A 26,839-nucleotide genomic window follows, 5' to 3' on the forward strand; every position below is an offset into this window, starting at 1 on the left:
GAAAAAAAAATCCAACTTTTGTCTCAAGCCTCGTGAGGGGGCCGTCGATGTAGACGATGAGACAAGTTGTCTTCTGGCACCTGCGAACAAATGCCGGGGGATAGCTTCACGCCGTTCTGACAGGAACAAGGATCGAGCGATGAAAATTGCGTCCATGATGGTCGCTCTGGGAGGCCTGCTGGCCTTCGGACTGGCAGATGTTGCCGAAGCAAAATACTGCGGTGCCGCAAGGTATCGCTGCTGTCCTACTGAGGCATGTGCCCCGGCTGGCGATTACTGCGCCGCCAAGGCCTGCCCCACCACGTGCTACCAGACCGTTCAGGAAACGGTTTGGGATACGAAGCAGTACCAGTGCTGCCGCACGGTGTACGATCAGGTGACTTGCCAGGTACCAGTGACCTGCACCCGTACCATCCGCGAGACATGCTATCGTGAAGAATGTTACACCGTGTGCAAGCCTGTTTATCAGACTTGCTACCGGGAAGTGACCTGCACGATCAAGAAGCCGGTTTACCAGACCTGCTATCGCGACGTGACCTGCACAATCAAGAAGCCGGTTTACCAGACCTGCTATCGCGACGTCTGCTACACCAAGTGCCGTCCTGTGTTCCAGACCTGCTATCGCGACGTGACCTGCACAGTCAAGAAGCCTGTTTGCGAGACGCACTATCGTCAGGTTTGCTGCACCACTTATCGGACAGAGACCGAAACCTGCTACCGCGATGTCTGCTACACCGTCTGCAAGCCTGTCACGACCTACAAGACTGTGGAAGAGTGCACTGGCGAATGGGTCACTGAGACTTATCAGATCCCTGGCAAAATGGTGCAGAAGTGCGTGCAGGATCCCGGGACATGGGAATGGGATCCTTGTGCCTGCAAGTGTGTTTATCGTCCTGGTTGTGCCCGGATGGTTTGCGAGCAGTGCCCACCAACAACGTGCTGCAAACGAACATGGGTTCCCCGCAAGGTTTGCAAGCAAGTTCCCTGCACAACGTATGTCCGTGAGACACAGACCTGCAAGCAGCCTTACACTGTCTGCCGCCGGGTGCCTGTGCAGTCTGTGAAACAAGTTCCTTACACCTGCGTTCGCTGGGAAAAGGAATGTGTGACAAAGCGAGTTCCTTACACCACCTGCTCGATGGTTCGCGAAACATGCACGAAGCGGGTGCCTTACACGACCTGCTCGTGGACAACCGAGTGCATCACCAAGCGAGTGCCTTACACAACCTGCTCATGGACGACGGAATGCATCACCAAGCGGGTGCCTTACACAACCTGCTCGATGACACGTGAAGTGAAAACCCGTCAGGTGCCTTACACGACGTGCCGTCAGGTCTGTGAGACCAAAATGGTGACGAAGACCAGTTGCGTGCCACGTAAAGTGGTCGAAACCAAGACGGTGTGTGTCCCACGTACCGTTTGCCGCCGGGTGCCTGTCACGGCCTGTGCCGCTGTTGATCCGAGCTGTGCAGTTCCTGCAGCCACCGCTCAGGCTCCCTGCAGTACATGCACCAAGTAGGTTTTTCCTGACAAATGTCAATCAGCCAGGTGTTGCCCCAAGGCCTCCCTGGCTGATTGTTTTTCTGGAATGAGGGCCTGATCCATAAGTTGGTTTGTTTGGCAAGCCAACCTGCAAACATCGCCCCAAAGCTGCTTTTGGAGAGGCTTTGTGATCGAGGGTCTGAAAGTTGCGGGAGAGGAACTGTGGTGATTCCTGCTGATTCCTGACAGATTCCTGAGTGTTCCTTCTGCAAATCTGCCGGGATCAAACGATCAAAGAACCGAGTTTAGGTTGACAAATAAGTTGACAGTCGGTGAACCTAAGCATTCCTGGAAACTTTGTGTACTGGCTGAGGCAAGTATTCAAAGCCGCCGAATGGAGTTCACCTGAGAAGCGCTGTAAGCGAAGGGAGTCTCATCCGTGTTGCAGATTCAACTGGGTAAGTGGTCTACGAAGTGCTTTTCTGCTCTGGCACTTGGCGCCAGTCTTCTGGCAGCGACGATGGTGACTCGGGCTGATGAACCACGCATTACTTTTGTGCAACCGGGTGCTGACCGACTTCGGGAAGATCTGAAGTATCTGGTGAATCTGGCCCCCACGCCGGCACTCAAAAAGGAATGGGAAAACCTCGACGCCACGCTGGAAAGCTTTCTGGCTGGTGTGGATGGCAAGACACCGATTCGAGTGGATGTGATTCTGGGTGATAAGGAACTGATTTATCAGCTCAACTTTCCGACCACCAAGCTCGAAGGCCGGGATGGTTTTCTGGACAACGTGGCTTCGTTTGGCTACACGGTCAAAAAGAATGCTGCCGGTCATTATGACCTGACAGAGCAGGGGGCTTCGAAGCGTAAGTATTTTCTGCGGGCCAATGGCAAGTATGCCATGCTCAGCCAGCGGCTACAGGACATTCCTGCGAATGCACCCGATCCCGGGAAACTGGCGCAGAATCTCCTCAGTGGGTCGCAGGATATTGTGGCTGACCTGAAGAATGATCCCGCCACCATCACTCAGCGACAGGCCGACTTCACCAAGCTTCGCGTAGAACTTGAAGCGGCTGTTAAATTCAAACGCGACGAAGCCAAAGAAGTTTTTGAACTGCGCAAGCTGGGGACAAACCACCAGTTGGCCGAACTCGAACGGTTTATCGTTCAGTCTGAGCATCTGCAGGCGACTTGGACGACAGATATTGAGGCAGGGAAAGGTTCGGGGACATTGCTCCTGACGGCTCTTCCGGGGACTGAACTCGAAAAGAGCATTGCCTTACTCGGAACCAAACCAAGTGCCTTTTCGGCGATCAAGCTGCATGATCAGCCAGTCATCTCGGGCAAGACCTGCTTTGAACTCGACGACATGCGACAGAAGCATTTGATCGAGTTCTATCCTGTGATGAATGCCGCCATTGGCGTGAATATCGAGAACCGCCCGAATCTCACGGCGGAAGGGAAAGCGGCTGCCAACGAGTTTTCCAAGACACTCTTTGCACTTCTGACGGACGGTGTCTCGTTAGGTGTGGTCGATTCGTATGTCGACCTGCATGCTGTTGAGGGAAATGTGCATAACATGACCTGTGGAATTCTGGCGAAGGAGACTTCGACGGTTCCCGCTCTGTTGGCACTTATGCCCAAGATTCGAGACGACTGGAAATACGAAGCCGATGTGGCAGAACATAATGGCGTGAAGATCCATAAGCTGACATTCCCTGCTCGTCGCCTGGAAGGTTTTCAGTCGATCTTCGGGAAAGATCAAAGCGATCTTTACATTGGCGTTGGCAAAGAGATCGTCTGGGGTGCGGCTGGCAAAGGTGGCTTGGACGAACTGAAAGCTGCGATCGATCAGCAAGCCAGTGGTGAGAAGACAGTCAGCCCCGTGGTGCTCTCCGGTACGGTTAAGTTCGGGCCGACGGTGCAGCTCCTCGAAATCTTCCGTGGTAATACCCCTGTTTCGAAGACCGGGAAATCCAAGGCAGAACTGGACCGCATCAAGAAGATTGAGAACCTGCGCAAGCTGGCTGTCGATGCCTTCGCCAGTGGTGACGACCTGCTGACCTTCAGCCTCGAGCGGAAGGACAAGGAAGTCGTGGGCCAACTCAATGCGAACCAGGGGATTCTGCGATATGTCGGCTCGGTGATTGCAAACTTCTCGAAGGAAGCTTTGCGATAAGCTGGTGACATGAGCGATATGATGCGATGAAAAGATAGCCCCCGGCATTGGTCAAATGCCGGGGGCTGTTTGTTTGAACTTGTGATCTCAACGAATGCGCTTTCCAGGAATCACAAGCGTGTCGTTGTTTACGGAGGCATGCTTGCCCAGAGCTGCAAGCATGGAACTTAGCCTCATTACCGATTGAAGGCAAAGAAAGTTATCGCCGGTGGTGTGCGGAAGATGGTCCGCACAGTGGACCCTACTGGTTGATTCATTAATGCGTGTTCTATATTCATCATGCTGCGGATGAAAGTGGTTCGGGCCGGGCTCACAGAGTGGCGCAGGCTGCTCGTCTGCGAACTACCTGTGTGACGGGGGCAAAAGAGGTTTTGTTGCCGGAAGAAATGTCATATGAGTCTCTGAGGATTTCAGGTGGAAACTTGACGGAGTTGCAACTCTGCCAATGCCCTCCTGTGGTGAAGCCACCCCGGTAGAATTCGGAATTTCAACCGGGGTCACCCAGCGCATATACTTATGGCCCAAGGTCTAATTCTTGTAGAAAGTTATCCATCTTTGGACGGAGAAATGAATCGACTTCAGTAACTGTCATTGCGGTCCCGCCGATAATTGGGCAGGCTTCGAGTAGCCTCGCATCTTTGAGTGACAAACCAAATGCGACCATAAAATGACGCAATACTAAAAGGGTGTATTCACCTCGATCACCCAAGGATGTTCTCGCTCTCTCAATTATTTCAGAAAGAGCAAGTCCAAGCTGGCAATCTTTTTGCATTTGATTCACAACTGTTTGTTCTACATGTCCGTTACTCATTGGGTAAACATCACCTCAATCATGTCGTAGTTTCCAGAAGTGTCACGGTAGTTCACAATCTGAATTATCGTGAAGCCAGAGTCCCTTGCACAGTTTGCGGTCCACGCGTGTCGAACCGCTTCTTCACAGGGTGGCACAGGTTGCTGGTCGGCGAGCTACCTGTGTGCCGGAGGCAAAAGAGGTTTGGCTGCCGCAATGGCGGCCATGTGAGTCTCTGAAGATCTCGGATGCAATTCTGCCAGTGCCCAATTATGGCTTGCCCACCCCGGTAGAAATTAGGATTTCAACCGGGACCACACTGCGGAATCAGCCCGCACACTTTCTACCCTACAGCTCCATACCCTCTCGAATTCGTCATTGCCAATTAAGCTTGGCACAAACTGTGAGTCTTTGGCTATTTCAGCCATCGTTGGAAGTGGCTTGATTGATAACTTTGACCCGCCCTTCGCCTCAATGTTGTCTGCGTAGCCCGTTGACCCATCCCGAAATACCTCAACCTTCCGAGTTTCCCAACGCTCGTTGTTGATTTCGCTGTACAACCAGACTGGTTCGTCAGCGTGATCGTGCTTCCACGGTACTTTCAGATACTCCATGACTAAATTCCCGGCCAATCTGGTAGAATCTTGCCGCTCCCACTGATGCCGCCAGTAAGGTCTAGCGGGGCATCGTTTGGCATCAAGATAACACGGAAAGGGCAAGGGGGTCAGGACTTTTTTGTTCGTTGTGGAGATCGTCGGCATGGGATTTCATTGAGACCACGTGGGACGCAATCGGATGGATGGTACCCAAACCTCTTGTGGCGTGGCTACTCCGGTCGAAATCAGAATTTCAACCGGGGCTACCCTGCGCGGCTAACCACAGAGACAACACAGAGGAAAAAGAGTCCGGACCCCTTCGTTCTCCCGCATCAAGTAGCCTTCAATTAGTTGCTTTTTCACTCAAGGCCATAGTATGAATTATTTGCATGACCCTTGCTTCTTTGTTAAGTGGCGTTGCGTAGCGCACAATCTACCAGGGTGGAAGAGTGTGAATGTGTTAGCTTTCCTGGCTGTAGGTTTCTTTGCGTCTCCATTTGCTTGCGCCAGAGATATACCGCGTGACCATCCAAGGGAAAGTTCCTATAAAATTGTGTTTCAGGAGTACAATCGCTTTAGCGTGATAAAAGACCGCTCTCGCGGTCAAGATGAGATTATCGCAGATGTTAATAAGCAAGGAGGTTCACCAGTATCAATGATTGATGCTGTTGTTGAATTAGGAGTACACACACCTGCCGACAAGGTTCCTTGGAAAATGCTTCTTGAAAGAGCAGACGTCGAGAGAGAGTCACCTGCTATGGTGGCTTGGCTGGTTATAACGGCCGGGAAATATCTATGTTCGTCTGACGAGTCCTATGAACTTGAAGACTGGCTGTTCAATCAACTAAGAGGTGGCCGTCATATTTCCCCCTCAATCATGGTTCTTGGCGTGTCGCGAATATCAAAGCATAATACACTCCGGGAATGGTCAAGGCTTCTTCGTTGTCGCGATTCTTCGGCCGAGACATGCCAAACAATATTGAGGTATGCATCTTTATGGGGAGTGGTTCATGAAGGTGGTGTATATGATGAGGGTGTAAACTGCATTCTTGCTGGCTACGATGAAGATCATGCACTGCCTGAGAGAAAAATTATGATCTGGGAGTCACTTTTTGGTGTCTTGGATGCAGCAAGCACTCGTGATGATATCAGCGACCGCAGCCTGTGGGCGATTAGGCAGCTGGCAATCAGAGAGTTTGCAAATGAAAAGAACGACGAGATTGTAAGGAAATTGTCTACAGCTGCGTTTCGTAGGGGTAACGAGATTTCCGATGAAGTGGTTGCTGCTGCCCGTAAGATTGTCATCAATAAAACTGGAAGTGCCGAGTTTCAGAGAATTGCGGCAGAAATGTTGCTAACCACTGGTGATGGTAGGTAAGGATAGATAGGCTGTCGACTGGCATGTCACTTTTTCGGAGTGTGTCGCAGGTTGATCGTATGCGGGCTACCTGTGTGCCGGAGGCAAAAAAGGTTTGCCTGCCTTAAGCACTGCAGTATGAGTCCCTGAAGATCTCAGATGCAACTCTGCCAGTACCCTCGTGTGGCTTGGCTGCTCAGGTAGAAATTGGGATTTCAACCGGGGCCACACTGAGTATTGTGTACGACGATGCCTTGTGAGGGTCGTTTCTTGTGCCTGTCGTCACCCAGACGTGCACAGCCACTTTTGGGCCACCTTGTCAGGAACCTTTTTGAATGCAACCCGGAGAGCCTGGGTAAACGACGGGAACAAGCCTCATTACCGATTGAAGAGAAAGAAAGTTATTGCTGGTCGTAAGCGGAAGATGGTCCGCACAGCGGACCCTACTGTTTCGCCTATCGGTAATTGTCCGTTAAGTGGTAGTGTTTCTGTTCGACTGGCTCAAGAGGAGTCGGTGTGTTGGAATTTCATGGAGGAATCGGATGGCGGATCGGGTACGCAAGCTCATTGTTTATTTGAGTGCCGCGCAGCGTGAAGAGCTGGAGCGGATCTCGCGTTCGCAGAATGTGAGTGCCGCGCAGGCTCGCCGGGCGCGAATTCTGCTGTTGTCAGACTCGGACCATGGCGACGGTCGCCGACCCGACTGGCAAATTGCCGAACTGGTGGGCCTCACCGAGAAACAGGTCAAACGAATTCGACAACAGTTCGTGCGCGAGGGGGCCTCTGCTTTGAATCGCAAACGCCGGAGCGATGCGGGTCGGCAGAAAGTTCTGGATGGAAAGGCGGAAGCGCAGCTCGTCACCCTCAGTTGCAGTACTCCGCCCGAAGGGCATCAGCGTTGGACATTGCAATTATTGGTCGATGAAATGTGTCGGTTGAAAGTGGTGACGAGTGTCTGCCGTGAGACCGTGCGGAAGACACTGAAAAAAATCGCCTGAAACCGTGGCAGACGAAACGCTTCTGCATCCCGGAAAAAGACCGAGCCCGCTTCGTGGCCCACATGGAACAACTCCTTGATGTCTACCACGAATCATTCAGCAAAACACACCCGCTGATCTGCATGGATGAAGCGTCCAAGCAAGTCCTCAGTGATGTGGAACCCGCATTGCCAATGTCACCCGGGCAGCCCCGTCGTGAAGACCATCATTACGAACGGAAAGATGTGCGGGCGCTGTTCATGTTTTTCAATCCGATTGACGGCTGGCGTCGCGTCAGCAGCCGTGACAGTCGCAAACGTCAGGACTGGGCTGCGGAAGTCAAACAGTTACTGGAGGTCGATTATCCCGAGGCAAAACTCGTGACTCTGGTCTGTGATAATCTCAATACGCATGAGATCACCAGCCTGTACGCCACTTTCGCTGCTGAAACCGCTCATCGGCTGACACAGCGACTCCGCATCGTCTACACTCCTCGCAACGGAAGTTGGCTGAACATGGCCGAAATGGAACTGAGTGTTCTGACCCGGCAATGCATTGGCCGCCGCTTTGAGAGCACTGCGACGATGGAGGCCGAGATCGCAGCCTGGCAACAGACCCGCAACGCCCAGAGACTCGGCGCCAACTGGCAATTTACAACCACCGACGCCCGAGTCAAACTCAAGGCCCTCTATCCCATACAGGACATTTAGCGATAGACCAACTACTACGAGTTGATTCATTAATGCGTGATCTTCATTCATCATGCTGCGGATGAAAGGGGTTCGGGCCGGGCTCGATCTGTGGTGAGCCGGAGAATCAGATCGGCAGTGCGAGTTAAAGCTCCTGCCTGAACAACATCTCGCCTCAAGGCGTCGAGTTCTTCCAGCTTCAGGGTCATCTGCTGAGGATCGGCCAGCCAGGGAGAAATCGCATCAGCCATCTGCCGGCCGGCTTCCGGGGCCTCTCCCACAAAGAGCAGTTCCGGGAAGATGCGGCGGTTGGCCATCAGGTTCGGGAGTGAAAAGTGCGGAATGTGAATGATTTGACGGCCAATCCAGTGTGTCAGCTTACTGCAGGAGTAGAACGTGGCGTAAGGAGTGCGACGGGCGAGAAGTTCGAGCGCGACGGAACCTGAGACAACCAGGGCACAATCCGCAATATCGATGATCTCGGGAGTGCGGCCCACGAAAAAGTTCATGCGCAATCCCCCGCCTGTGCGAACGAATTCTTCACTGCACCATTGGCGCTGCTTCTCTTTGTAATTGGCCACGTAAAAAGTGAGATCGTCAAAACGCTCCTGGAGCAGGCGGGCGGCTTCGAGCATGCGCGGCCAGTTATGGGTGACTTCATGGCCACGCGAGCCGGGGAGCAACGCGACCACGCGACCGGCCTGTGGTTTCCATTCTCGTACAAAGGATTGATCCAGTGGATGGTGGACAATCTCATCGAAGAAGGGGTGTCCCACGTTGGTCACGGGAACATTTCGCTGGGCGTACCATTCGGTCTCGAACTGTAAACCTGAAATCACGTGATCGACGGTGCGTTTGAGTTTGTGAATTCGCCAGCCACCCCACGCCCACATCTGGGGAGGCATGAAGTAGTAGACGGGAATCCCTAACGCTTTGGCCGCTTTGGCAATGTGCCAGTTGAAGCCGGGAAAATCGATGAGCACGACGGCATCGGGGCGATGCTGTTGCAGGTGGGCTCGTGCCTGGCGGAAGACTTTGTAGAAGGTCGTCAGGAGTGGGAGGACCCGGAAGATCCCCATCACCGCGAGATTGGTGAGAGGGTAGATCACTTCACAACCAGCGACTTCCATGGCTGGGCCGCCCAATCCACTGACTTTCAGGCCAGGATCACGATGCTGGAGCGCGCGAATCAAATGAGCGGCATGCTGATCGCCACTGGGTTCGCCCACGGAAAAGAAAATATGCATATTGATCGTCCCTGACTGCCCGGTCGTCATTCACCAGTGACAAAAGCTGCAAATGCCAAAGCTTAGGAGGCCTGGTAAACAATCTCGCCATCCGCTCGAGATCTGTGTTGCTACAGATCGTCCGATGGATGGCGTTTGCGGTCAAGGCGAGGTTTTGCCGGCCGTTGAAATTGAGCCTGAGCGATCGAGACGAACTTCAGGCCGCTTCGCGTTCGGCTGCTGCGGCTGAGCGATTTTGAAGCAGGGGAACGACCTGCCCCAGAAGTCGCTTCATTTCGGCAATGACACCCATTTCCAGCTCGTCGGTGGAAATCCCTTCACAGGCTTGAACGCAGGCGTAAATCCGGCGGACAAGTTCGCGATTTCCTTCCGTATCGACGCCATGAAGCTCGCCGTCGGTTGAAAGAACGAACATCGGAGCAGATGTCTGTTCCATCGTCTTACCTTCTGTTGGAGGCCAATAATCCATCATTTACGACCAGGGCCTCATATGGCTCAGTGACGACAGATGGAGGTGTTTTCGGTGGAGATCGACAGTGAGACGACAATTCCGCCAGATGAAATGTTGGACTTTAACGAATAGGACGACTTTCAGGTAAACACTGCGATTGTTGTTCGGCACATTCTGCAGGAGGGCGGAGGGACTCTCAGGATTGTGGAATTTCATTGTGAGATGTTTCCCAGAAAATAATGGCTCGTTGTGGGTTGCGAAAACATGCTTGCCCAGAGCTGCAAGCATGGCACAGATATCGCTCTTATTTCATGGAAAAAGTGTGGGATGTTTCTTTCAACTGGAAACGACGGGTCATCTGATCAACAATATCTGATTGATGAGACAGAACTTCCCGATTGGCCCTGTGGATCGCCATTGTGACTCAGGAGAACATGAACTGGTTGCAGGAAGGACAGGGGCGACTCCCTGTCTGTCTCTGGTCGTTTACCACCGATGCTCCACTCGCAGATTTGAAGCTGGCTCGTGAGACTGGCGAAGTTGTGGCCAGTGATCATTCGGGCGGGATTTATCTGATCGATATCGAAGGGCGGGTGCGAGCACTGACCCGCTTGGGGCAAGTCGCCAGGGAAGTGGCTTTTGCTGATAATGGGGCCACGATTGCGGCTGTCTCCGGGCCGAGTTCGCTGTCTCTTATGAATCGGAAGCTCTCGTTCCAGTGGACGAGGCAACTTCCTGACAGCATTCTCGCCACTGCACTTGCCCCTTATGGTGAACATGTTGCCGTTTCGCTGACCGATGGCATGAATGCGATTTATACGCTGGGGAATAAAAAACACGCGACTTTTCAAACGCCCAGACCCCTCAAACATTTGGCGTTTCTGGGAACGGAAACTGCATTGATTGGTGCGGCCGAGTATGGGTTGATTTCCAAAATCCGCCTGGATGGGCAGATCCTGTGGTCCGAATCGCTCTGGTCGACAGTGGGGGGATTGGCAGTGACCGGGAATGGCGAGTCGATTCTGCTGGCTGGTTACATGCACGGCCTGCAGATGTTCGGCAATGACGGTTCTTCGGCGGGAACTTTGATGCTCGACGGCACAGCCAGCCATGTCGGCCAGAGTTTTCATCAACATCGCATTTACTCAGCGACGCTGGAGCAACATCTGGCGTGCCTGAGCAAAGCGGGAGACCTGGTTTATCTCCTGGGATTGCCTGAACCATTGCATCGTCTACAGGTGACAGCGATGGGGGATGCGGTGATTGTGGGATTCCCCTCCGGACGCATTATGAAACTCGCGATGCTGTGATCGATCAGTGGTTTGATCGATCAGTGGTTTATCAGAACGGAGCCAGGCTATGCAGACATCCTCAACACGACTGTTATCCCGTCGGCATCTGTTGCGGGGAGCGGGAGCCATGCTGGCGCTGCCACTTCTGGACGCCATGCTCCCTCGAACGTGGGGAGCTCCTTCGCAGTTCAAGCCGTGGAATCGCTCGCATGGCCCACAGCCACGGATGATCTGCTGCTACATTCCCAATGGTGTGAATATCCTCGAATGGGTGCCCGAAACGACGGGGAAAGAGTATCAGTTATCGAAGACTCTCCAGGTACTGGAGCCTCATCGGGATGATTTCACTGTCCTGTCGGGGCTGGGACATCCGGCTTCGCAAGGTGGGCATAGTGGAGCCGATACGTGGCTGACCGGGGCCAATCTGCAAGCGGTCCCGGGTGCCGATTATACGAATAGCGTGTCGGTGGATCAGATCGTGGCGGATCTGCATGGGCGGCACACACGCTACGGATCTTTGCAGCTCAGCGATCAATCAGGTACGGGGAGTGCAGGGCATAGCCATACACTTTCTTTTGATGTCAATGGGACGCCACTACCTGCTGAGAACTCGCCGCAACGATTGTTCGAGCGACTGTTTGTTCCCGAAAGTGCGGCCGATAAAACGGCGACGTTACGTCGTCTGGCCGAGAAGAAATCGATTCTCGACAGCGTTCGTGAGGATGCGAAGCGGCTGGAAAAAACACTCGGGAAGCGTGATCGACAGAAACTCGATGAGTATTTCACGAGTATCCGCACGACGGAAGAGCAGCTCAGCCGGATGGAAGCGTGGATTGATCGACCCAAGCCAGAAGTCCCTCCCACGAATCTGCAACTGGGGAGCCAACCTGGCAATGCCCATGATCGCCCGATGTGGATTGATGTGATGCTGGAACTGGCTTATCTGGCCTTTCTGACGGATACGACGCGCGTCATCACGTTTGAATGGTCGCGCGAAGCGGGTGGATTTGGCGGGGGCGGTGAGAATCATCACGAGTATTCCCATCATGGCGGCGATGCCGGGATGCTGGCCAAACTGGGGCAGATTGACCGCTTTCATTTGTCGAAGCTCGACCGCTTTATGAATCTGCTCAAATCGACGACTGAGGCCGACAGCCACATGCTGGATCAAACGATCATCGTTTATGGCAGCGGGATGAATTCGGGCAAAGGGGGCGAGCATTCACCGAAGAACTTGCCACTCCTGGTCGCTGGTGGCAGGAAGCTGGGTCTTAAGCATGGACAGCATCTGGCGTTTGATCCTGATAAGCATCCTCCGTTATCGAACGTGCTGCTTTCGCTGGCCCAGAAAATGGGTGTGGAATCTGACCGCTTTTCGGATGCCACCGGTACGCTGACGGGACTGGTATAACGCCCAGGCCACTCACTTCCAGAGAGCAAAACAGCCCGTTGATCAGCACCATGCTCACCAACCGGCTGCAAGAGCTCTGGCAATCAAGATTCGATTGCTGGAATCATCGATCTTACACGATTCCCTGAAGATCACTGCCCGTGGTTGGTTTCTAAGACATGCTCTGCCCTAGAGCGGCTGTCTATGACACACAGCAAGCATGGCACACAACTGCCACCCAAGGGTGGCCCGGCCAACTCGTGCCCAACTTGCCTACAGGAGGTTGTCGTGAGTTTTCACGACAACAAGAAGCCGCGACATGCGCATGCCTTCGGGAACCCTCGCCCGCGTCATCGTGAGAGAGGGCAGGGTGAGAGTCTTCTCTAATTAATGTGCAACAATCACCGAGTTAATGTGCAGCAATCACCGAGGCCTCCACAGGAGCGCCAATTGTCAACAGGTCGCCGGAGATCAAGAGCACGCTGCGATGAAGTCGTGGCTTGATCGCTCGCTCAATACGTGCGAGTTCCCCTCATCCCGGCCTTCTCCCGTCAGAACGGGAGAAGGAGCAAAGTCCTCACTAGGGACGATCAAAGCCTCATGAACTGGGGGCAAACGAAGACGTTTGACCCCAGGCACCCCGGTATTAGGCCAACCCCGTATTAAGCCACCCCCATATTAAGCCATAGAGTCCCCTGCCAGACCGCAGATTCATATGCATGCAAAGTTGCGTGTGATAGACAGCCCAGTGCTGCAAGCATGGCACAAACGGGGCGTTCGTTTTTCGTGGAAGGCGAATTAGTATTCGCCCACTGTTTCGCGACCACCTCGTGAACCGAGAGCGCGGTAGGTGGTGATGTCGATGTTTTCGGAAATGAACTTCACTGAACCATCTCCCATGGCAAAGAACGCACCACCTGTGTGCCAGCTTCCAAATCCGATCTGAGCAGCTTCGCCACGAACTGTCAGGTCGAGAGCTGCGTTGATTTTGACAGCAGCCGACCCTGTGCATTCTGAAAATTCAGCTCCACTGGTGTTGCCGGGAGCCCAACCACCGGACTGAGGGATGGAGATAATCCAGTGATCAAAAGCAACACCGTTCCGTCCTGCTGAAGGATTGGTATAGAACTCACCAACCATGATGGTGTTCGATGTTCCATCAATGACATCGCGCATGCGCACAGAACTGACTCCGAAGAACATCCCGTCCGGCGCAGAAGCATTTTCGTGAGAGACGGCACCTGTGGGCGCGCCAACCGTTGTTAACTCGGAATCCTGATCGGCATAGACGTTGCTGCCCGAGCAGACACCGTAGCTCAGAACCCCGCGACCCGGGATCGATTGATCATCGATATTGCTGGCGACCGCCATACTGGGGCAGCGGAAGATAGGGATATTGGCACCGGAAGCCGCCCTGTTCGCCACACAGTTGGCGTTGTTCCAGTTACCGGGATCACCTTCGGCTCGAATAATCGTGTTGAATAGAGCCGTCTGTTCAATCTGAGGGAGGATCTGATTTGTCCAGCTTCCTTCCAGAGTATCCCAGGCAAAGACAAATGTATTCGAGTTGTCGTGATAGTTATGCATCGCCAAAGCGAGGTTCTTCAGATTATTGCGGCAAGCGGTTCTGCGAGCGGCCTCTCGTGCCTGCTGCACAGCGGGTAGCAAGAGGGCAATGAGGATCGCGATAATCGCAATCACAACAAGCAATTCGATGAGTGTAAAGCCGTTTCTGGCAGGTTGGACGGTACGTTCGGATTTACGAATGACCATTTCGTTCCTAGTAAGAATTGAGGAGAAGGCTAATAGAGCGCGAGCTTTTCGAAGTCGCTCAAGGGCGTTTAATTAATACTGCCCTTGTGGAGTTGAATAGAGTTCGAAGTTGATTTCATTTGGACCCGCCACGACATTCGCAGTTAATGTCGTTTTGTTATGGTAGATGGGGAGTAGTTTTTCGACGGGTTCCGGTGCACCTTCAACGACAGGAGGAGGGGTGTACCCGGAGATTTCGGGTGGACTGAAGACGGTACGAATCACGACCGATTTCTTCCCGATGGCAGCCCCATTCTGCTTCTGGTCAAAGGTCAGTTCATATCGACCGTCGCTATCGGTAATGCCCCAGGAGCTGCTATAGCCTGCTTCCGAGAACGTGACCATGGCGTTGGGGAGCGGTGTGCCATCGAGAGTCACGCGGCCTGTGACCGGTGCCCACTCAAACATCTGATAATTACCGGAAACATCGTTCGCGCAGCCTGCTGCGAAACTCAGGATATATAAACACAGGGAGCCGGGAACGAGCAGGGATCTGAAGAATCTCGCGTGCATCAATTGAACCTTGATGTTGATGTGTGAAGTCTGGCCAGATAGCGAACACAAGGACGATGCAAACAATTGACCAGTACTAGTATTCGCCAACAGTTTCGCTGCCAGCTCGTGAGCCGAGGGCCCGGTATGTGGTGAGGTCGATGTTTTCGGAGATGAATTTGACAGAGCCATCGGCCATTGCGAAGAAGGCTCCGCCGGTGTGATAGCTGCCAAAGCCGGCTTCGGCGAATTGACCGGGAACTGTCAGGTCGAGCCAGCCGTTGATCTTGGAGCCGGTTCCACCGATACATTCACTGAATTCAGTGCCGCCAGTAGTGCTCGAAGGAGACCAGTTGCCGGATTGAGGGACGCAGATAATCCAGTGATCGAACGCCTGACCATCCCGGCCGTTCATATTCGTGTAGAACTCGCCGAGCATGACGGTGTTAGAGGTACCGTCGATCACATCGCGGATACGGACGGAGCTGCATCCCCAGAAGATCCCGTCGAGATTGTTATCCGAGAGGGCTTTAGCACCTGCCGGGACAGGCAATGAGGCGAGTTCGCTGGCGTTATCTGTGAAGACATTACCGCCGCCGCAAACTCCGTAGCTCGCCACGCCGCGATTGGGGATACTCTCATTGGTCAGTTGGGGTGACATGGCGGTGCTGGGGCAGAACATGACGGGAATTGAGGCTCCGCCAGCAGCGTTATTGGCAGGGCTGCTAGTGTTCCAGTTCCCCGGGTTTCCTTCGGCGCGGATGATCGTGCTAAACAGCGGAGCCTGGTCGATTTGTGGCAGAATCTGGCTCGACCAGCTTCCTTCGAGCGAGTCGAAGGCGAAGACGAAGGTCCCATGCTGGTCATGGTAGTTGTGCATGGCCAGGGCCAGGTTCTTCATGTTGTTCCGGCAAGCCGTCCGACGGGCCGCTTCTCGTGCCTGCTGAACAGCGGGCAAAAGGAGGGCAATGAGAATCGCAATAATGGCGATCACCACCAGCAGTTCGATGAGTGTGAAGCCTGCTGAACGGTTTTTGTGTTGATTTCTGGTCAACTGAGGCACTCCTGAGAATTTGAATTTCAGAACAAACAAAGAGTGCTGCTAAGAATAAACACCGATATAAAAATTGTATTAACGCTCCATAAAGTTTCCGTAACATAAACTTTTGTGAACAAATCATGGTGCTGCTGTCTCATCAGTCGCTTGTCAGATGTAGGGCAGGGATCTCGAATCATGAGCTGATTCGGCAAACGAAGGTGTTTCGTTGATTTTCGGGAAACAGGGCCGCCGGGTGGCTCCCTTGCGAGTCCACTCGCCACGCTGAGCATGACCGGGCGACGTTCCGCCGAGATGTTCGATCCGATTTACGGCTCGGGTCTGTCTCTGATGAACTCCAGCGGTGTATGATCCAAGAAGCTTTGCACGCCCCGTGTAATGCTCTGGCTTTTCCAAACATGGATCGAGGAAACGTTCGATGGTCGTAAAAACTCCGGCTCGCAAATTGCGGACAATGGAAAGCCAGCCGTCATCGGGAATTTTGCCGTCAGAGATTCAAGATAGGGCCTGCAGTGCGAGCGGCGTCTCCGGGGAGATGATTCCTTATACGATCACTCCGACCGAGTTCGGATTATTGATGGTCGCAGGTCATGCTCGCGGACTTTTGTATGTTGCGATGAGCGGTGACGAGGAGAGCCTGGCTCAGGATTTTTCCCGCAGATTCGGAAAGAAAGGCCTGCCACCTGGTGCTCGAATGTCTGGCTCTTCAGCGAGTGAACTCTTCCACTGGACTCAGCAGATTCTCGATTACCTCGCTGGAAAGTTGCGAGACTGGAACCTCCCGATCGATGTGCAGGGAACGCCGTTTCAGCAGGAGGTGTGGGGGGCATTAAGGCAGATTCCTTATGGGGAAACTCGCACCTATGCTCAACTGGCGAGGAGCATTGGCAAGCCTGCGGCTGTCCGCGCTGTGGCCAATGCCTGCGGGGCCAATCCGCTGGCAATCGTTATCCCCTGCCATCGGGTGATTGGCAGTGATGGACAACTGACTGGCTTCCGCTGGGGAATCGAGCGTAAGGCAGCACTGCTCCAATTGGAACGGGTGCTGGTTGATTAATGCCCCTTGTCTGGCGGATGCTGGAGAGTGGCTAGCTTTCGAAAAGCATGAGGAAAATGACAGCTCGCGGGATCTGCGGGTGACTTCTGGGGTGTCGAGGGTGTCGAATGTGAGCGCTGCGGTTTATCGCATGGCTGTTCTAAAAGTGAGAATACTGAGCTAACACGAAGTACACGAAGAGCACGAAGGTTCAGAGAGGTTGTTGTGAACGTGGGGGCACGAATTATTGGATGCCGGGCGTTTGTGAGGGGAGCACTGCTGGCAAGCCAGCAGCGGTTTTCGAGCCGTGATTAGCGATGGTTCCTTTGGACCGCTCCACTCCTCAGAACCTACTCTCCTGTCAACCGATACGGCTGACCACAGATCCTTTTCAAGAAGACTGCCGAAGAGAAAGAGCTTTGTCACTATTGAACTGTTGACTCTTTTGAATTCAACGTTCGGGTAAGCAAGGATTGCTGGGACCATTCAAAATGTTTGTCATGCTTGGTTCACAATGATTACCGACGAAGCACACGACCATCTAAATCGAACTGGTCTCCTGGAATTCTGGGGTGTAGGACTTGTTGTAAATTGCGGATTACTGATAGCATTGGCAGCCGATTATGGATGGCAACTAACACCTCGTTGGTGTCCAGCGATTTTGTTGCCGGCAGGGTTGGGGCATCTCGCATTCCTTATTTGCGGGGTATCGTTAGCTTACCGTAAAGTATTCATAATTGGCGGACAAACGAACGGCCTAAAAGGATATAACCACCGTCGTCGCTGTTTCTCATTAGTGCATATGTTAATATCAATCACATTCTGTCTATTTTACCTGTTGGTTGGGTGTACAAAATGACTCCTATTTTGAGTGCTTAAACGGTGTCATTATGACCTTAGCAGATTGGCGCAAGTCAGTCATGTAGTGCAGGCTGATGCCCGCCTGATTCTCATACCCAACAGTCTCAAACGAAAACGTTGGATTGACGTGAAGTGTTTGGCATGCCCAATCGACTACAAGATTGCGAAGGACCATGGTGGGTTACGCATAGCCTTTACTCACCCTACTTGGCTTGTCATGGTGTGAAATCGTTATGTGGTAGAATCGATCGAGGGGAAATGTATGCAGAAAGAAAATCTTTTAAGAATTAGTTCCCCATCGATTTTATGTGGTATACTCTTGGTTGCTTTTTGCATAGGGTATCTTGGATTGCACGCCCATGCTTTAATGAGATCTGGCCGTTACTCTCCCTTCTTTGATACGTCACATCCGAATGCCGTTCAGACAAGAAAGTACGCAGAGAGCTTAATTATTGCAATTGAGGAGTGGCGAGCGGAGCAAGGAGAATACCCTACCACACTTGAACTTCTCTCACCGCGTTACATGGCGAAAATCGCTCCGCCCCTGTACGGAGACGGTAAATGGTATTATACAACATCGTCTATTGAGTTCACCCTGAGATACCAAGCTGATGGTGGCTACCCGTCCTGTACCTATGCATCGGATACAATGCGGTGGAATACAGACAGCTAGTACCTGTCAAGGACTTGTCTCGATGATTTGCGGCGGGGGTGGCAATTCTTGCTTGTCCAGCAGTGGCATCCAGGGAACATGATTCAGGGCATCGATCGGTTTGGTGTGGGATTGTGTGTTCACTGCTAAGAGTTGAGTACTTCCTTGGTCAAGGGTATTGAGAAGATTGGTGCAAAGGCGAGAACAAAATGGCTATGAGTGAGTCTTTGGGGGATTGAAAGGAGCACTGCTGGACGAGCCAGCAATGGCACCCCGGCGAAGAAAGGTCTTGTATTGCTGCCTCGTCGATGGATTGTCGAACGGATATTTCCCTGGCTGGGACGCTCACGCCGATTGACCAGTGATCATGAACGACTGGGAATAAAAAATTAGCAGGCTGGCACTGGGTCGCCATGATGTCACTATTGCTCAAATATAACGCACAAATCATCCAGAAAAGTTTATAAAAGGCTCTAATGCCTATGCATACCGACACGTTGGGCCGCATCTAATTTGGAAGACCGTCACTTTCTCCCAAAACACCTTCTTACAACAACCACACCTGAGATCAGATCACCCACCCTTTGACACTTTTCATTTGAAGCCATAGTTAGAATACAAACCGCGCCGAAGCCCAAGGCGTCGATTGGCAATGCCGCTGTTCGTACAAGCGACAGTATGAACCCGCAAGGTCTGAGTGTTGTGGAAAGCGTCACAAGTCCGAAGAGATGCTTGCCTGGCGTCCACCCATACTTACCTTCAACGACAATCAACAACATTATTGCCGAAGACAAGTAAACCCCGGAATAAAAAAACATCCATAGGAACTGATTGAGAATCCAAACGTGCGAATTCTCCTGCAATCTGTCGAGTGCCGTATGTATATCCGCTGTTACGAAACAATAAATGCTAAGTATAAACAATGGAAGACAAATAATCACAAAATCGACAACTCCCGCCGCAACGCGTGAGTGAATCGAGGCTAAGGTTACCGTAGTGTTCGCAAGACGCAGTGTGGTGTGACATCCTCTTGAAACTAAGAAGTTGACGCCCCAGGCGTAGAACACCAGCATAGCGATGACGGTAACCAATGCCTTCGCTGGCATCGCAAAAAGCATCGCGACGAGTGGCTGATTCGACAAGCGTTCAATTTTAACCGCATCGCTCTTGACTCCATCGACTACATGTGTCAGCCAGAGATCTCCCCATGAATCCCGCGTGATGATAGTCGATACCTTTCCATCTTGTTCGGTGGCGACACCGATGGAATTATCTCCTCGAAATCTCAGTTCACTATAGGTGAAGGTGACTGGAGAAGTACTCCACTTGTCATTTCTATTCCTATAGAGAAGCACACGGGCATTGTGCCGATCGTGGACAAACAGGCGGCATTCGTCGCCTTGAATTGAGAATTCCAAAAGATCCACGGTTTTTTCGCATGACCGTACTTCATTCCAAGGAATCTGACTTGATAGAGGATCATTTCTTTTCTCTTCTGGTGATCGTTGGTCAATACCACGCGTAAGAATCAATGAAACCCCCTCGGGAAGGCGTCGATGCCATACCCCACCTTCGTACTCGATGACTATGTGCAGGTTGCTACTCTTTTCAATGGCCGACATAATATGCTTTGATTCGAAGGTTCGCCAGACCTGCCCCTTCTCGTCGGTCGTCGCAATTGTCTTTTCCCTCGTGAGCCACTTTCGAGCATCCTTTATCTTTGGTCCCCTGCTGAACCAGCAACGGCTTCCTGTTTCACCATTTCTCGCGAATAAGAGGATGGAACTGTAAGATGAACCATCATATCCGGGGTCAAATGTCGCTCTTGTACAAAGGAGCACACCGTTTACACATAGCCATCGATCTGGCAGAGCATTGAGAGGATTGCCTTGTTCGCAAAGCTCTTCACTTGAAGTACTCACAATGCCATTCGTTGTATAATGTAATACGTGGTAACAAGAAGGTGATATAACATGTAAGGATGATGAGTCTCCGACGAGATCGACGAGTCGGTCAGTGTTCAACAGGGTTGCTGTGGGCTGTCTCACGCATTGGTTTGTCAATTCCCGGGAAGTTACAGCGTAGAATGTGTGCACGCTTGCCCGTTTAGAGAGTAAGCCGTTCTTGTGGAGTATATAGTCAGTTGCGCCGAGTGATATACCTTCACTCCATCGAGTGCTGATGGCGGGGTGGTATTCACGCCACAGAAGCAAGCCTTCGCCAAAGTTGGTATAAGTCAGCCAGAATGGAAACAGAAGAAAGGCACTGACGGCAGTTATATATGCACAGGTAATTGCAGCGGATGATATCCGCAAGAGGCTGTTCTTATTGTATTTGTTCGCATCTGAGAATGAAGCCATGAGATAAATGCACCTTGGAAACTGAGTGTCAATTTTGAGTGGAGGTAGTTTTTTGAATCGATGGTGAGTTTGAATTGTTTCTGAACGAGTCTCTGAGCAAGATGATGAGTCGTGATATCCTGTTCAATGGAGATCACGGAGACCTTCTTGAAGTTTTCACATGGGTGTTATCACGGAGGGTGATGGATGAATTGAGCTTGCCAGCATATTGAGAGGAATTTGAGGAAGACGAGGATGCTCCGGCGGATTGCTGGCGAGTTCGATAGGTTCAGCGAGGCCAGATTTGCCGAGCAACGTTTCGGGTAAAACAGCCCGACGAAAGGCTTTTTATCTGTTCGACAGTTGTTGATCGACGAAATGTATGGAAGGTCACAATCGGCGGGTTGGTGCTACTGGCTTGTCCAGCAGTGGTTTTCAGGGGACATGATTCAGGGCATCGATCGCTTTGGTTTGGGATTGTGTGTTTACTGGTTAAGAGTTGGGACTTCCTTGATCAAGGGTATTGAGAAGATTGCTGCAAAGGCGAGAACAAAATGGCTATGAGTGAGTCTTTGGGCGATTGAAAAGAGCACTGCTGGACGAGCCAGCAGTGGCACGCTGGCGTATCCAATCGGCGGACGGGGGCTGGTCGATGAGGTTCGTTAGATCTCTTTTGAGTGTCCGTCGCTGACGCTTCCGGCTCGTTGGTATATCGAGTTTCCGTCGCTGACGCTTCCGGCTCGTTGAGATATCGAGCCTGCAGTGCCGCCCTGGCGAGGAGCGTAATTCTCTTTGGATTGGTCTATTCAATCCAGCGGATGCATGAACTCAGAACGGAGCAATTCGACTCCCCATCGTACTTTAGCAACAGGCAGACTTCGTGGAAGGCTCCGCCTCTTGAACCCCGGTACACAACGACGAATGTCTCGTTGGAGATCTGAAGCGGGGGATCCATTTCGAAACCATCCTCCTTTAAGATTTCTTTCTTAAGATATTTGGATATCTGTTGGGTCACCTCTTCTGACGGTCTGCAGTGATGGTTGTCGCGAACGATCTCATCTCCGATGATTTGGATCATCTCGTCGCAGAATCCGTGATTGAGCAATCTTTCGCGGGTCGTCTGCTTTGTGGTTTCAGTGTGGGATCTCTTGGGGCTGTCGCTGCAACCCGGGGCCGAAAACATCATCACAAGGAGGGCACAGACCACTAACCTCAACAGGCGCAGCAAAAGTCTTTGTCTATTGGCATCAATAAGTGCATCGAAGCAAAAGCCCATTGAAGTTCGCGAGTTGTCTCGCAAGGGAGGTGTGTGGCTTGAAGCTTTCCCAATTGATTGGCTCATCGGCAACTCCCTGTCACGTTTTCCAACTCCGCCAGCTTCCATCATGCCTGATTGGGGTTTTTCAAGATCTTTCATGCGGGCTTATGCCCATCAGTCTCTCACACCCATCAGCCTCCAGCCAGATTCTTGGATTGAGTTTAAGTTTGGAGCGTATCCAATCGGCGGGTGGGGGCTGGTCGATGGGGGGCTTTGATCTCTTTTGAGTGTCCGTCGCTGACGCTTCCGGCTCGTTGTTAAGGTGTGTGTCCGTCGCTGACGCTTCCGGCTCGTTGGTCTATCGAGTGTCCGTCGCTCACGCTTCCGGCTCGTTGTTAAGGCTTCCGGCTCGTTGGTGGCGTGAGCTTCATCATCACTACCTCCCCCGGCAAATCGACCACTGAACAAACGCATCAAGTCTGACTTCTCCCCATCGCTGGTTTTCGAGTAGACTCCGTGTCTTCATTCTCACGAGATGGTCGTCGGGAACGTAATCTGGGTATGGTACCAGGGTGAGGCGTTTTCCCGGCCATCGAGAAATGCGTCCCTGTCGCAGCGAACCGCTTCAGATTTGAGGTTTTAATGGGATTGACGGCGAAGAGTACCTGGTTTGGTAAAGGAGTCGCAGTTCAGCCGGCTTCAATGGCCGCTCCCCAGGCGAAGACGCGCGTCCGCTCTGGCAATGATACGCGGGAAGTCATTGAATCGATTGCCTTTGCGTTTATTCTGGCCTTTATACTGCGTACGTTTCTGGCCGAAGCGTTTGTCATTCCCACCGGATCGATGGCGCCGACGTTGTATGGCCGCTGCAAAGAGGTGACGTGCAGCCAGTGCAGCCATCAATTCGCCATTGGTGCCAGCGATGAACTCAATCGCTCGAATGGCTCTCTCGAAATGCGGATCGAAACGGCGACCTGCCCCAATTGCCGCTTTGAGAACGATGTCAAAGACCGCCCGGTCTTCAGCGGTGATCGGATTCTCGTCAATAAATGGACTTACGAGCTCGCTAAACCCAGTCGGTGGGATGTGGTTGTCTTCAAGTTCCCCGAAGAGCCCGAGACCAACTACATCAAACGTCTGGTGGGTCTTCCCGGTGAAATGCTCCGCGTCTGGCGTGGCGATATCTACGTGCGTCCCGGCTTGGATGGCGAATACAAGATCGCTCGCAAGGACGATCCCAACAAGCAGCGCGTTATTCAGCAATCAGTTTACGACGACACCGAAGCACCACGGGTTCTCATCGATGCCGGCTGGCCCGAACGCTGGCAGGGTGTGGAAATTCCCGCCAACGATGTTTCCCCAGCCGATTGGAAGGAAGATCCCGCCGGGTGGAAAGCCGATCGAAAAGCCAGGTCCTTCTCGATCACCGGGAACGACTCTCAATCTGGTAAATGGCTCAGGTATCGGCATTATCTTCCTACGCCCGAAGCCTGGAATCAGGCCGTGGAAAATCAGCCGATGATCTTCCCCGCGAAGCCTCAGTTGATCGCCGATTTCTGCTCCTACAACCATTATGCCCCGATGGGAAATGGGCAGCGTGGCGAACCTGATCCTTACTGGGTCGGCGACATCGCGGTGACGGGGAAATTCCGACTGGGCCCTCCTAAAGAGGGGAACGAGAATGCGAACGTGATCATCGAACTCACACGTGGCGTGCGGGTGTATCAGTGTGTGATTGGAACCGATGGTTACGTCACGTTGAGAATGTCCGATGAACTGGCCGGCGAAGAGGCGTTTCGCCCCATTGCCCGCAGCAAAAGTCCTGTCGTGGCGACTGGTTCGTGGTTCAATCTGGAGTTTGCCAATTTCGATCAAAGGCTCTGCGTCTGGATCAACGATCAACTGGTCGAATTCGATGCCGAGACGACCTATGCACCACCGGCTCTTTATGGCCCGCAATTGCGAGACCTTTCTCCGGTTGGGATTTTTGCTCAGGGTCGCGAAGTGGATGTCGAAGAGCTCCGCATCTTCCGCGACATTTATTACCGGGCTGACCGCGATCTGAGTGACGGACTGGCCTATCCCGTTACAGCAGTTTCGCTCACTGAGTATTCAAGCCCTGGTCGTCTGGCAGCACTTTTGAGCGATCCGCTCGCCTGGGGAGCCGAGTACGAAGCCCACGCCTTTGCCGCCGAATTTCCGGCTCTGGGAGCAGACGAATACTTCATGATGGGGGATAACTCACCGCGAAGTCAGGATGCCAGACAATGGTCGAATACTCGTGGTGCCGACCGCCGGCATGCTGTCCCTGGCTCAGCTCTGGTGGGCAAGGCGTTCAGTATTTTCTGGCCGCATGGTGTTCCCTTCATGAACGATGGCAAAGGGTATGCACCGCTGCCATTTTTCTATCATAAGGTCAACAAAGCCCAAAACCCGGATGTCGAAAACTATCCCAGGTTCTCCATCCCCTTCTATCCCCAGTGGTGGCGCTGGACGCGCATCCGGTAAGCGCACTGGCCAGAAGGTTCCCTCATCTCGGGTGGCGAACGTCATCTGTACGGCTCGACACGATCAGGCTAAACTGACATCGGATCAAGGAGGATCAGATGCCCAAACTGCTGGAATGCACAGGTCTCGTCAAGCAATACCCGCGCAAGCTGGCTGTGGCGGACGTCAGCTTCCATGTGAATCCCGGTGAAGTCGTTGGTCTGCTCGGGCCCAACGGGGCCGGGAAGTCGACCAGCTTCCGCATGACGTGCGGGCTGGTCACACCCACTCGCGGCAAGGTCATGTTCAATGGCATCGATGTGACCAACTGGCCGCTTTATCGGCGGGCTCAGGCCGGGATGGGTTATCTTCCGCAGGACACGAGCATCTTTACCAAGTTGACTGTCGATCAGAATCTGATTGCTGTCCTGGAATTCATGCCCCTCACGGCCAAAGAACGAAATTACCGCTGCGACGAACTTCTCAATGAGTTTGGCATTGCCGAAAAGCGGCATCAGATCGCATCCACGCTTTCTGGTGGGGAACGCCGCCGGCTGGAAATCGCCCGCTGTCTGGCCAGTCGCCCCAATCTCATTCTGCTCGATGAACCTTTCACCGGGATTGATCCGGTCACGATCAACAGTATTCAGGATATCATTGCCGAACTCCGGAACTCCGGGATATCGATACTCCTCACCGATCACCGCGAACGGGAGACGTTGACGATTACCGATCGCAGCTACATTGTCTTCGGTGGACGCATTCTCTGCAGTGGCGATGCGGAACAGGTTCTGAATGACCCGGACGCCCAGCGCTATTACTTCGGGAGTCGCTTTGACGCCAAGTCGATTATCGAAAGCAAAGGGATCTTTCAGGCCGGGCAATTCGAAGAACGCCGCGCTGCGTAACAAAGGTCGTCATGGCTGGCATTACAATCCGACGCGATGTTTCGTCGACCAGCAGAAGTTCGTTTTCGGTGACGGGCTTTTTCTCGCATCCGTCGCTCATTCTCCTGGCTTGTGCTCTCGGTCTTGTCGTCCTGGGTCTCTGTGGGATTGCCCGGGCTGATCAACTGCAGAATGTCACACCCCGGTACGAGCGGCAGGTCGTCTGGCTCATTCCGGCAGCGATTGCGTTTGCTCTCGTCGTGGCCATTCCTTACTCCCGCTGGAAGCGATTCAGTGACTGGCTCTTTGTGGCCTCTTTGCCGCTGTTGGTGCTGGTACTCGCCATGCCGCCTCGCAATGGGGCACGAAGCTGGATTCCGTTAGGTATTCTCGATTTCCAGCCCTCGGAAATGGCCAAACTCACCTTCATCATGGCTTTGGCACATTACCTGATGTACCGCGATAACCATCGCACACTGCGCGGTCTCGTGGTCCCCTTTGTCGTCATGCTGTTCCCTGTGGCACTCATCCTGCTGGAGCCAGATCTTGGCTCGGCCATGCTCTTCATCCCCGTCCTTTTCAGTATGTTGTTTGTTGCGGGCGCCCGGGCCAGGCATCTGCTGGCTGTCATGCTGCTGGCTGCCTGTCTGATGCCTTTCTTCTGGCAGAAGATGAATGCCGAGCAACGCTCACGGGTGACGGCACTTTTCAATCAGACTGATGGTGGGCCATCGCCGCGGGGTGACGGCTATCATCAGCATCAGGCGAAGCAGGTCATTGCACTTGGTGGCGTCTGGGGAAGTGAGATTCAGGGACAGGTGCTTGAAGAACCAGCCGCTTATCACCTGCCCGCCGCGCAGACCGATTTTGTGTTCTGCATGGTGGCAGAACGGTTTGGACTGGGAGGATCTCTGGCGACGGTTGCACTCTATGCGATCTTCCTGATGCAGGGCATGCAGATTTCGCAGCGATGCAAAGAGCCTTATGGGCGATTAGTCGCCACGGGGATCACTGTGCTTCTGATCACACAAATGATCATCAACACGGGGATGGCTGTCGGATTACTGCCAATCACGGGGATCACGCTGCCCCTGATGAGCTATGGTGGTTCCAGTCTGGTGGCCACCAGTCTCGCTCTGGCAATGCTGGTCAACATCGACTTGAACGGACGATCAGAAATTCAATCCGAATCGTTCATGTTCAAGGATTTGAATGCTGCCTCCGTGAGTTAATGCCCCCGTGTTTCGGGATGCTTATCAAACGGTGGGCACTGCGAGCAGGGAACGATTTTTCTCGCCAGAAATTGTCATCCACAATTTTACTGGAGTTCAGCAGTTAAACCTCAAGTCGCACTGCGGTTCGTTGGACAGGATCACTTGTCCGAACAACTAATCGGCTGCTATTAAAGGTTTGACATGATTGCAACTTTGGAAAGATCCAGAAGCAAAAGCAAGAAGTCTCACTCGGGATCAAAGACAGCCAGATCGAAATCGGCAACTGCTGCG

Annotated in this window: 19 protein-coding genes and 1 pseudogene; 11 read left to right on the forward strand and 9 right to left on the reverse strand. The window is 52.8% G+C overall.

What is annotated here, in order from left to right:
• Positions 1–139: 139 nt before the first annotated feature.
• Together A6X21_RS19570 and A6X21_RS19575 are read left to right on the forward strand one after the other, a co-directional pair.
• Complete coding sequence (locus A6X21_RS19570; RefSeq protein WP_013109212.1) at positions 140–1,519, forward strand: hypothetical protein; 1,380 nt, start codon at positions 140–142, stop codon at positions 1,517–1,519.
• Positions 1,520–1,921: 402 nt separating this feature from the next.
• Positions 1,922–3,664, forward strand: coding sequence for a hypothetical protein (locus tag A6X21_RS19575; protein ID WP_068851524.1), 1,743 nt, complete (start codon positions 1,922–1,924; stop codon positions 3,662–3,664).
• Between the two features lie 514 nt (positions 3,665–4,178).
• Here the strand turns inward: A6X21_RS19575 and A6X21_RS19580 are convergent.
• Together A6X21_RS19580 and A6X21_RS25620 are read right to left on the reverse strand one after the other, a co-directional pair.
• The gene (locus A6X21_RS19580) at positions 4,179–4,475 is read right to left on the reverse strand and encodes a hypothetical protein (RefSeq protein ID WP_068851527.1); all 297 of its coding nucleotides are present in this window, start codon (positions 4,473–4,475) and stop codon (positions 4,179–4,181) included.
• Positions 4,476–4,750: 275 nt separating this feature from the next.
• Positions 4,751–5,215 (reverse strand): DUF6881 domain-containing protein, encoded by a 465-nt coding sequence (locus A6X21_RS25620; protein ID WP_369009502.1) that lies wholly within the window; start codon positions 5,213–5,215, stop codon positions 4,751–4,753.
• Between the two features lie 286 nt (positions 5,216–5,501).
• Between A6X21_RS25620 and A6X21_RS19590 the strand changes: the two genes are divergently transcribed.
• Entirely contained in the window at positions 5,502–6,428 is a 927-nt protein-coding gene (locus tag A6X21_RS19590) for a hypothetical protein (RefSeq protein WP_131818452.1), read from the forward strand.
• A 521-nt stretch (positions 6,429–6,949) separates the two neighbouring features.
• A protein-coding gene (locus A6X21_RS24105) for an IS630 family transposase (protein WP_110766493.1) occupies positions 6,950–8,094 on the forward strand; the annotation gives its coding sequence in 2 pieces (ribosomal slippage) (positions 6,950–7,391 and positions 7,391–8,094; 1,146 coding nt in all).
• Between the two features lie 50 nt (positions 8,095–8,144).
• Here the strand turns inward: A6X21_RS24105 and lpxB are convergent.
• Positions 8,145–9,320, reverse strand: coding sequence for a lipid-A-disaccharide synthase (gene lpxB, locus A6X21_RS19605; protein ID WP_068851539.1), 1,176 nt, complete (start codon positions 9,318–9,320; stop codon positions 8,145–8,147).
• Positions 9,321–9,516: 196 nt separating this feature from the next.
• Complete coding sequence (locus A6X21_RS19610) at positions 9,517–9,756, reverse strand: hypothetical protein (RefSeq protein WP_131818453.1); 240 nt, start codon at positions 9,754–9,756, stop codon at positions 9,517–9,519.
• A gap of 449 nt (positions 9,757–10,205) precedes the next feature.
• On the opposite strand from A6X21_RS19610, the gene A6X21_RS19620 reads away from it, so the two are divergent.
• Complete coding sequence (locus A6X21_RS19620) at positions 10,206–11,081, forward strand: hypothetical protein (protein ID WP_131818454.1); 876 nt, start codon at positions 10,206–10,208, stop codon at positions 11,079–11,081.
• 49 nt (positions 11,082–11,130) lie between these two features.
• Entirely contained in the window at positions 11,131–12,474 is a 1,344-nt protein-coding gene (locus A6X21_RS19625; protein WP_068851550.1) for a DUF1552 domain-containing protein, read from the forward strand.
• A gap of 777 nt (positions 12,475–13,251) precedes the next feature.
• On the opposite strand, the gene A6X21_RS19630 is transcribed toward A6X21_RS19625, so the two are convergent.
• The 3 genes from A6X21_RS19630 to A6X21_RS19640 form a co-directional block, all read right to left on the reverse strand.
• Positions 13,252–14,226 (reverse strand): DUF1559 domain-containing protein, encoded by a 975-nt coding sequence (locus A6X21_RS19630; RefSeq protein ID WP_068851552.1) that lies wholly within the window; start codon positions 14,224–14,226, stop codon positions 13,252–13,254.
• A gap of 72 nt (positions 14,227–14,298) precedes the next feature.
• Positions 14,299–14,673: a peptidase associated/transthyretin-like domain-containing protein gene (locus tag A6X21_RS19635; protein ID WP_131818455.1), complete on the reverse strand. Its 375-nt coding sequence runs from the start codon at positions 14,671–14,673 to the stop codon at positions 14,299–14,301.
• A 181-nt stretch (positions 14,674–14,854) separates the two neighbouring features.
• The gene (locus A6X21_RS19640; protein WP_068852278.1) at positions 14,855–15,811 is read right to left on the reverse strand and encodes a DUF1559 domain-containing protein; all 957 of its coding nucleotides are present in this window, start codon (positions 15,809–15,811) and stop codon (positions 14,855–14,857) included.
• Positions 15,812–16,232: 421 nt separating this feature from the next.
• Here A6X21_RS19640 and A6X21_RS19650 point away from each other — a divergent pair, with 421 nt between their 5' ends.
• A complete protein-coding gene (locus tag A6X21_RS19650) occupies positions 16,233–16,871 on the forward strand; it encodes a methylated-DNA--[protein]-cysteine S-methyltransferase (protein WP_110766494.1) in 639 nt (212 codons plus the stop codon).
• Positions 16,872–18,645: 1,774 nt separating this feature from the next.
• Positions 18,646–18,830, forward strand: a pseudogene (locus A6X21_RS25280) (transposase); the annotation flags it as partial.
• A gap of 57 nt (positions 18,831–18,887) precedes the next feature.
• On the opposite strand, the gene A6X21_RS23860 reads toward A6X21_RS25280, so the two are convergent.
• Positions 18,888–20,723, reverse strand: coding sequence for an RDD family protein (locus tag A6X21_RS23860; protein ID WP_083233755.1), 1,836 nt, complete (start codon positions 20,721–20,723; stop codon positions 18,888–18,890).
• Between the two features lie 781 nt (positions 20,724–21,504).
• The gene (locus A6X21_RS19660; protein ID WP_068851564.1) at positions 21,505–22,119 is read right to left on the reverse strand and encodes a hypothetical protein; all 615 of its coding nucleotides are present in this window, start codon (positions 22,117–22,119) and stop codon (positions 21,505–21,507) included.
• Positions 22,120–22,608: 489 nt separating this feature from the next.
• On the opposite strand from A6X21_RS19660, the gene lepB reads away from it, so the two are divergent.
• The 3 genes from lepB to A6X21_RS19675 all read left to right on the forward strand — a co-directional run bounded on the left by lepB (position 22,609) and on the right by A6X21_RS19675 (position 26,566).
• Positions 22,609–24,468, forward strand: a complete 1,860-nt coding sequence (lepB, locus tag A6X21_RS19665) for a signal peptidase I (RefSeq protein ID WP_205847503.1) — start codon at positions 22,609–22,611, stop codon at positions 24,466–24,468.
• 98 nt (positions 24,469–24,566) lie between these two features.
• On the forward strand, positions 24,567–25,355 hold the full coding sequence (lptB, locus tag A6X21_RS19670) for an LPS export ABC transporter ATP-binding protein (protein WP_013109392.1): 789 nt from the start codon (positions 24,567–24,569) through the stop codon (positions 25,353–25,355).
• A gap of 11 nt (positions 25,356–25,366) precedes the next feature.
• Positions 25,367–26,566 carry an FtsW/RodA/SpoVE family cell cycle protein gene (locus A6X21_RS19675; protein ID WP_068851570.1) on the forward strand — a complete coding sequence of 400 codons (1,200 nt, stop codon included), beginning with the start codon at positions 25,367–25,369 and terminating at the stop codon, positions 26,564–26,566.
• Positions 26,567–26,839: the final 273 nt, after the last annotated feature.

Source organism: Planctopirus hydrillae (assembly GCF_001707835.1).
Classification (GTDB): Bacteria; Planctomycetota; Planctomycetia; order Planctomycetales; family Planctomycetaceae; genus Planctopirus; species Planctopirus hydrillae.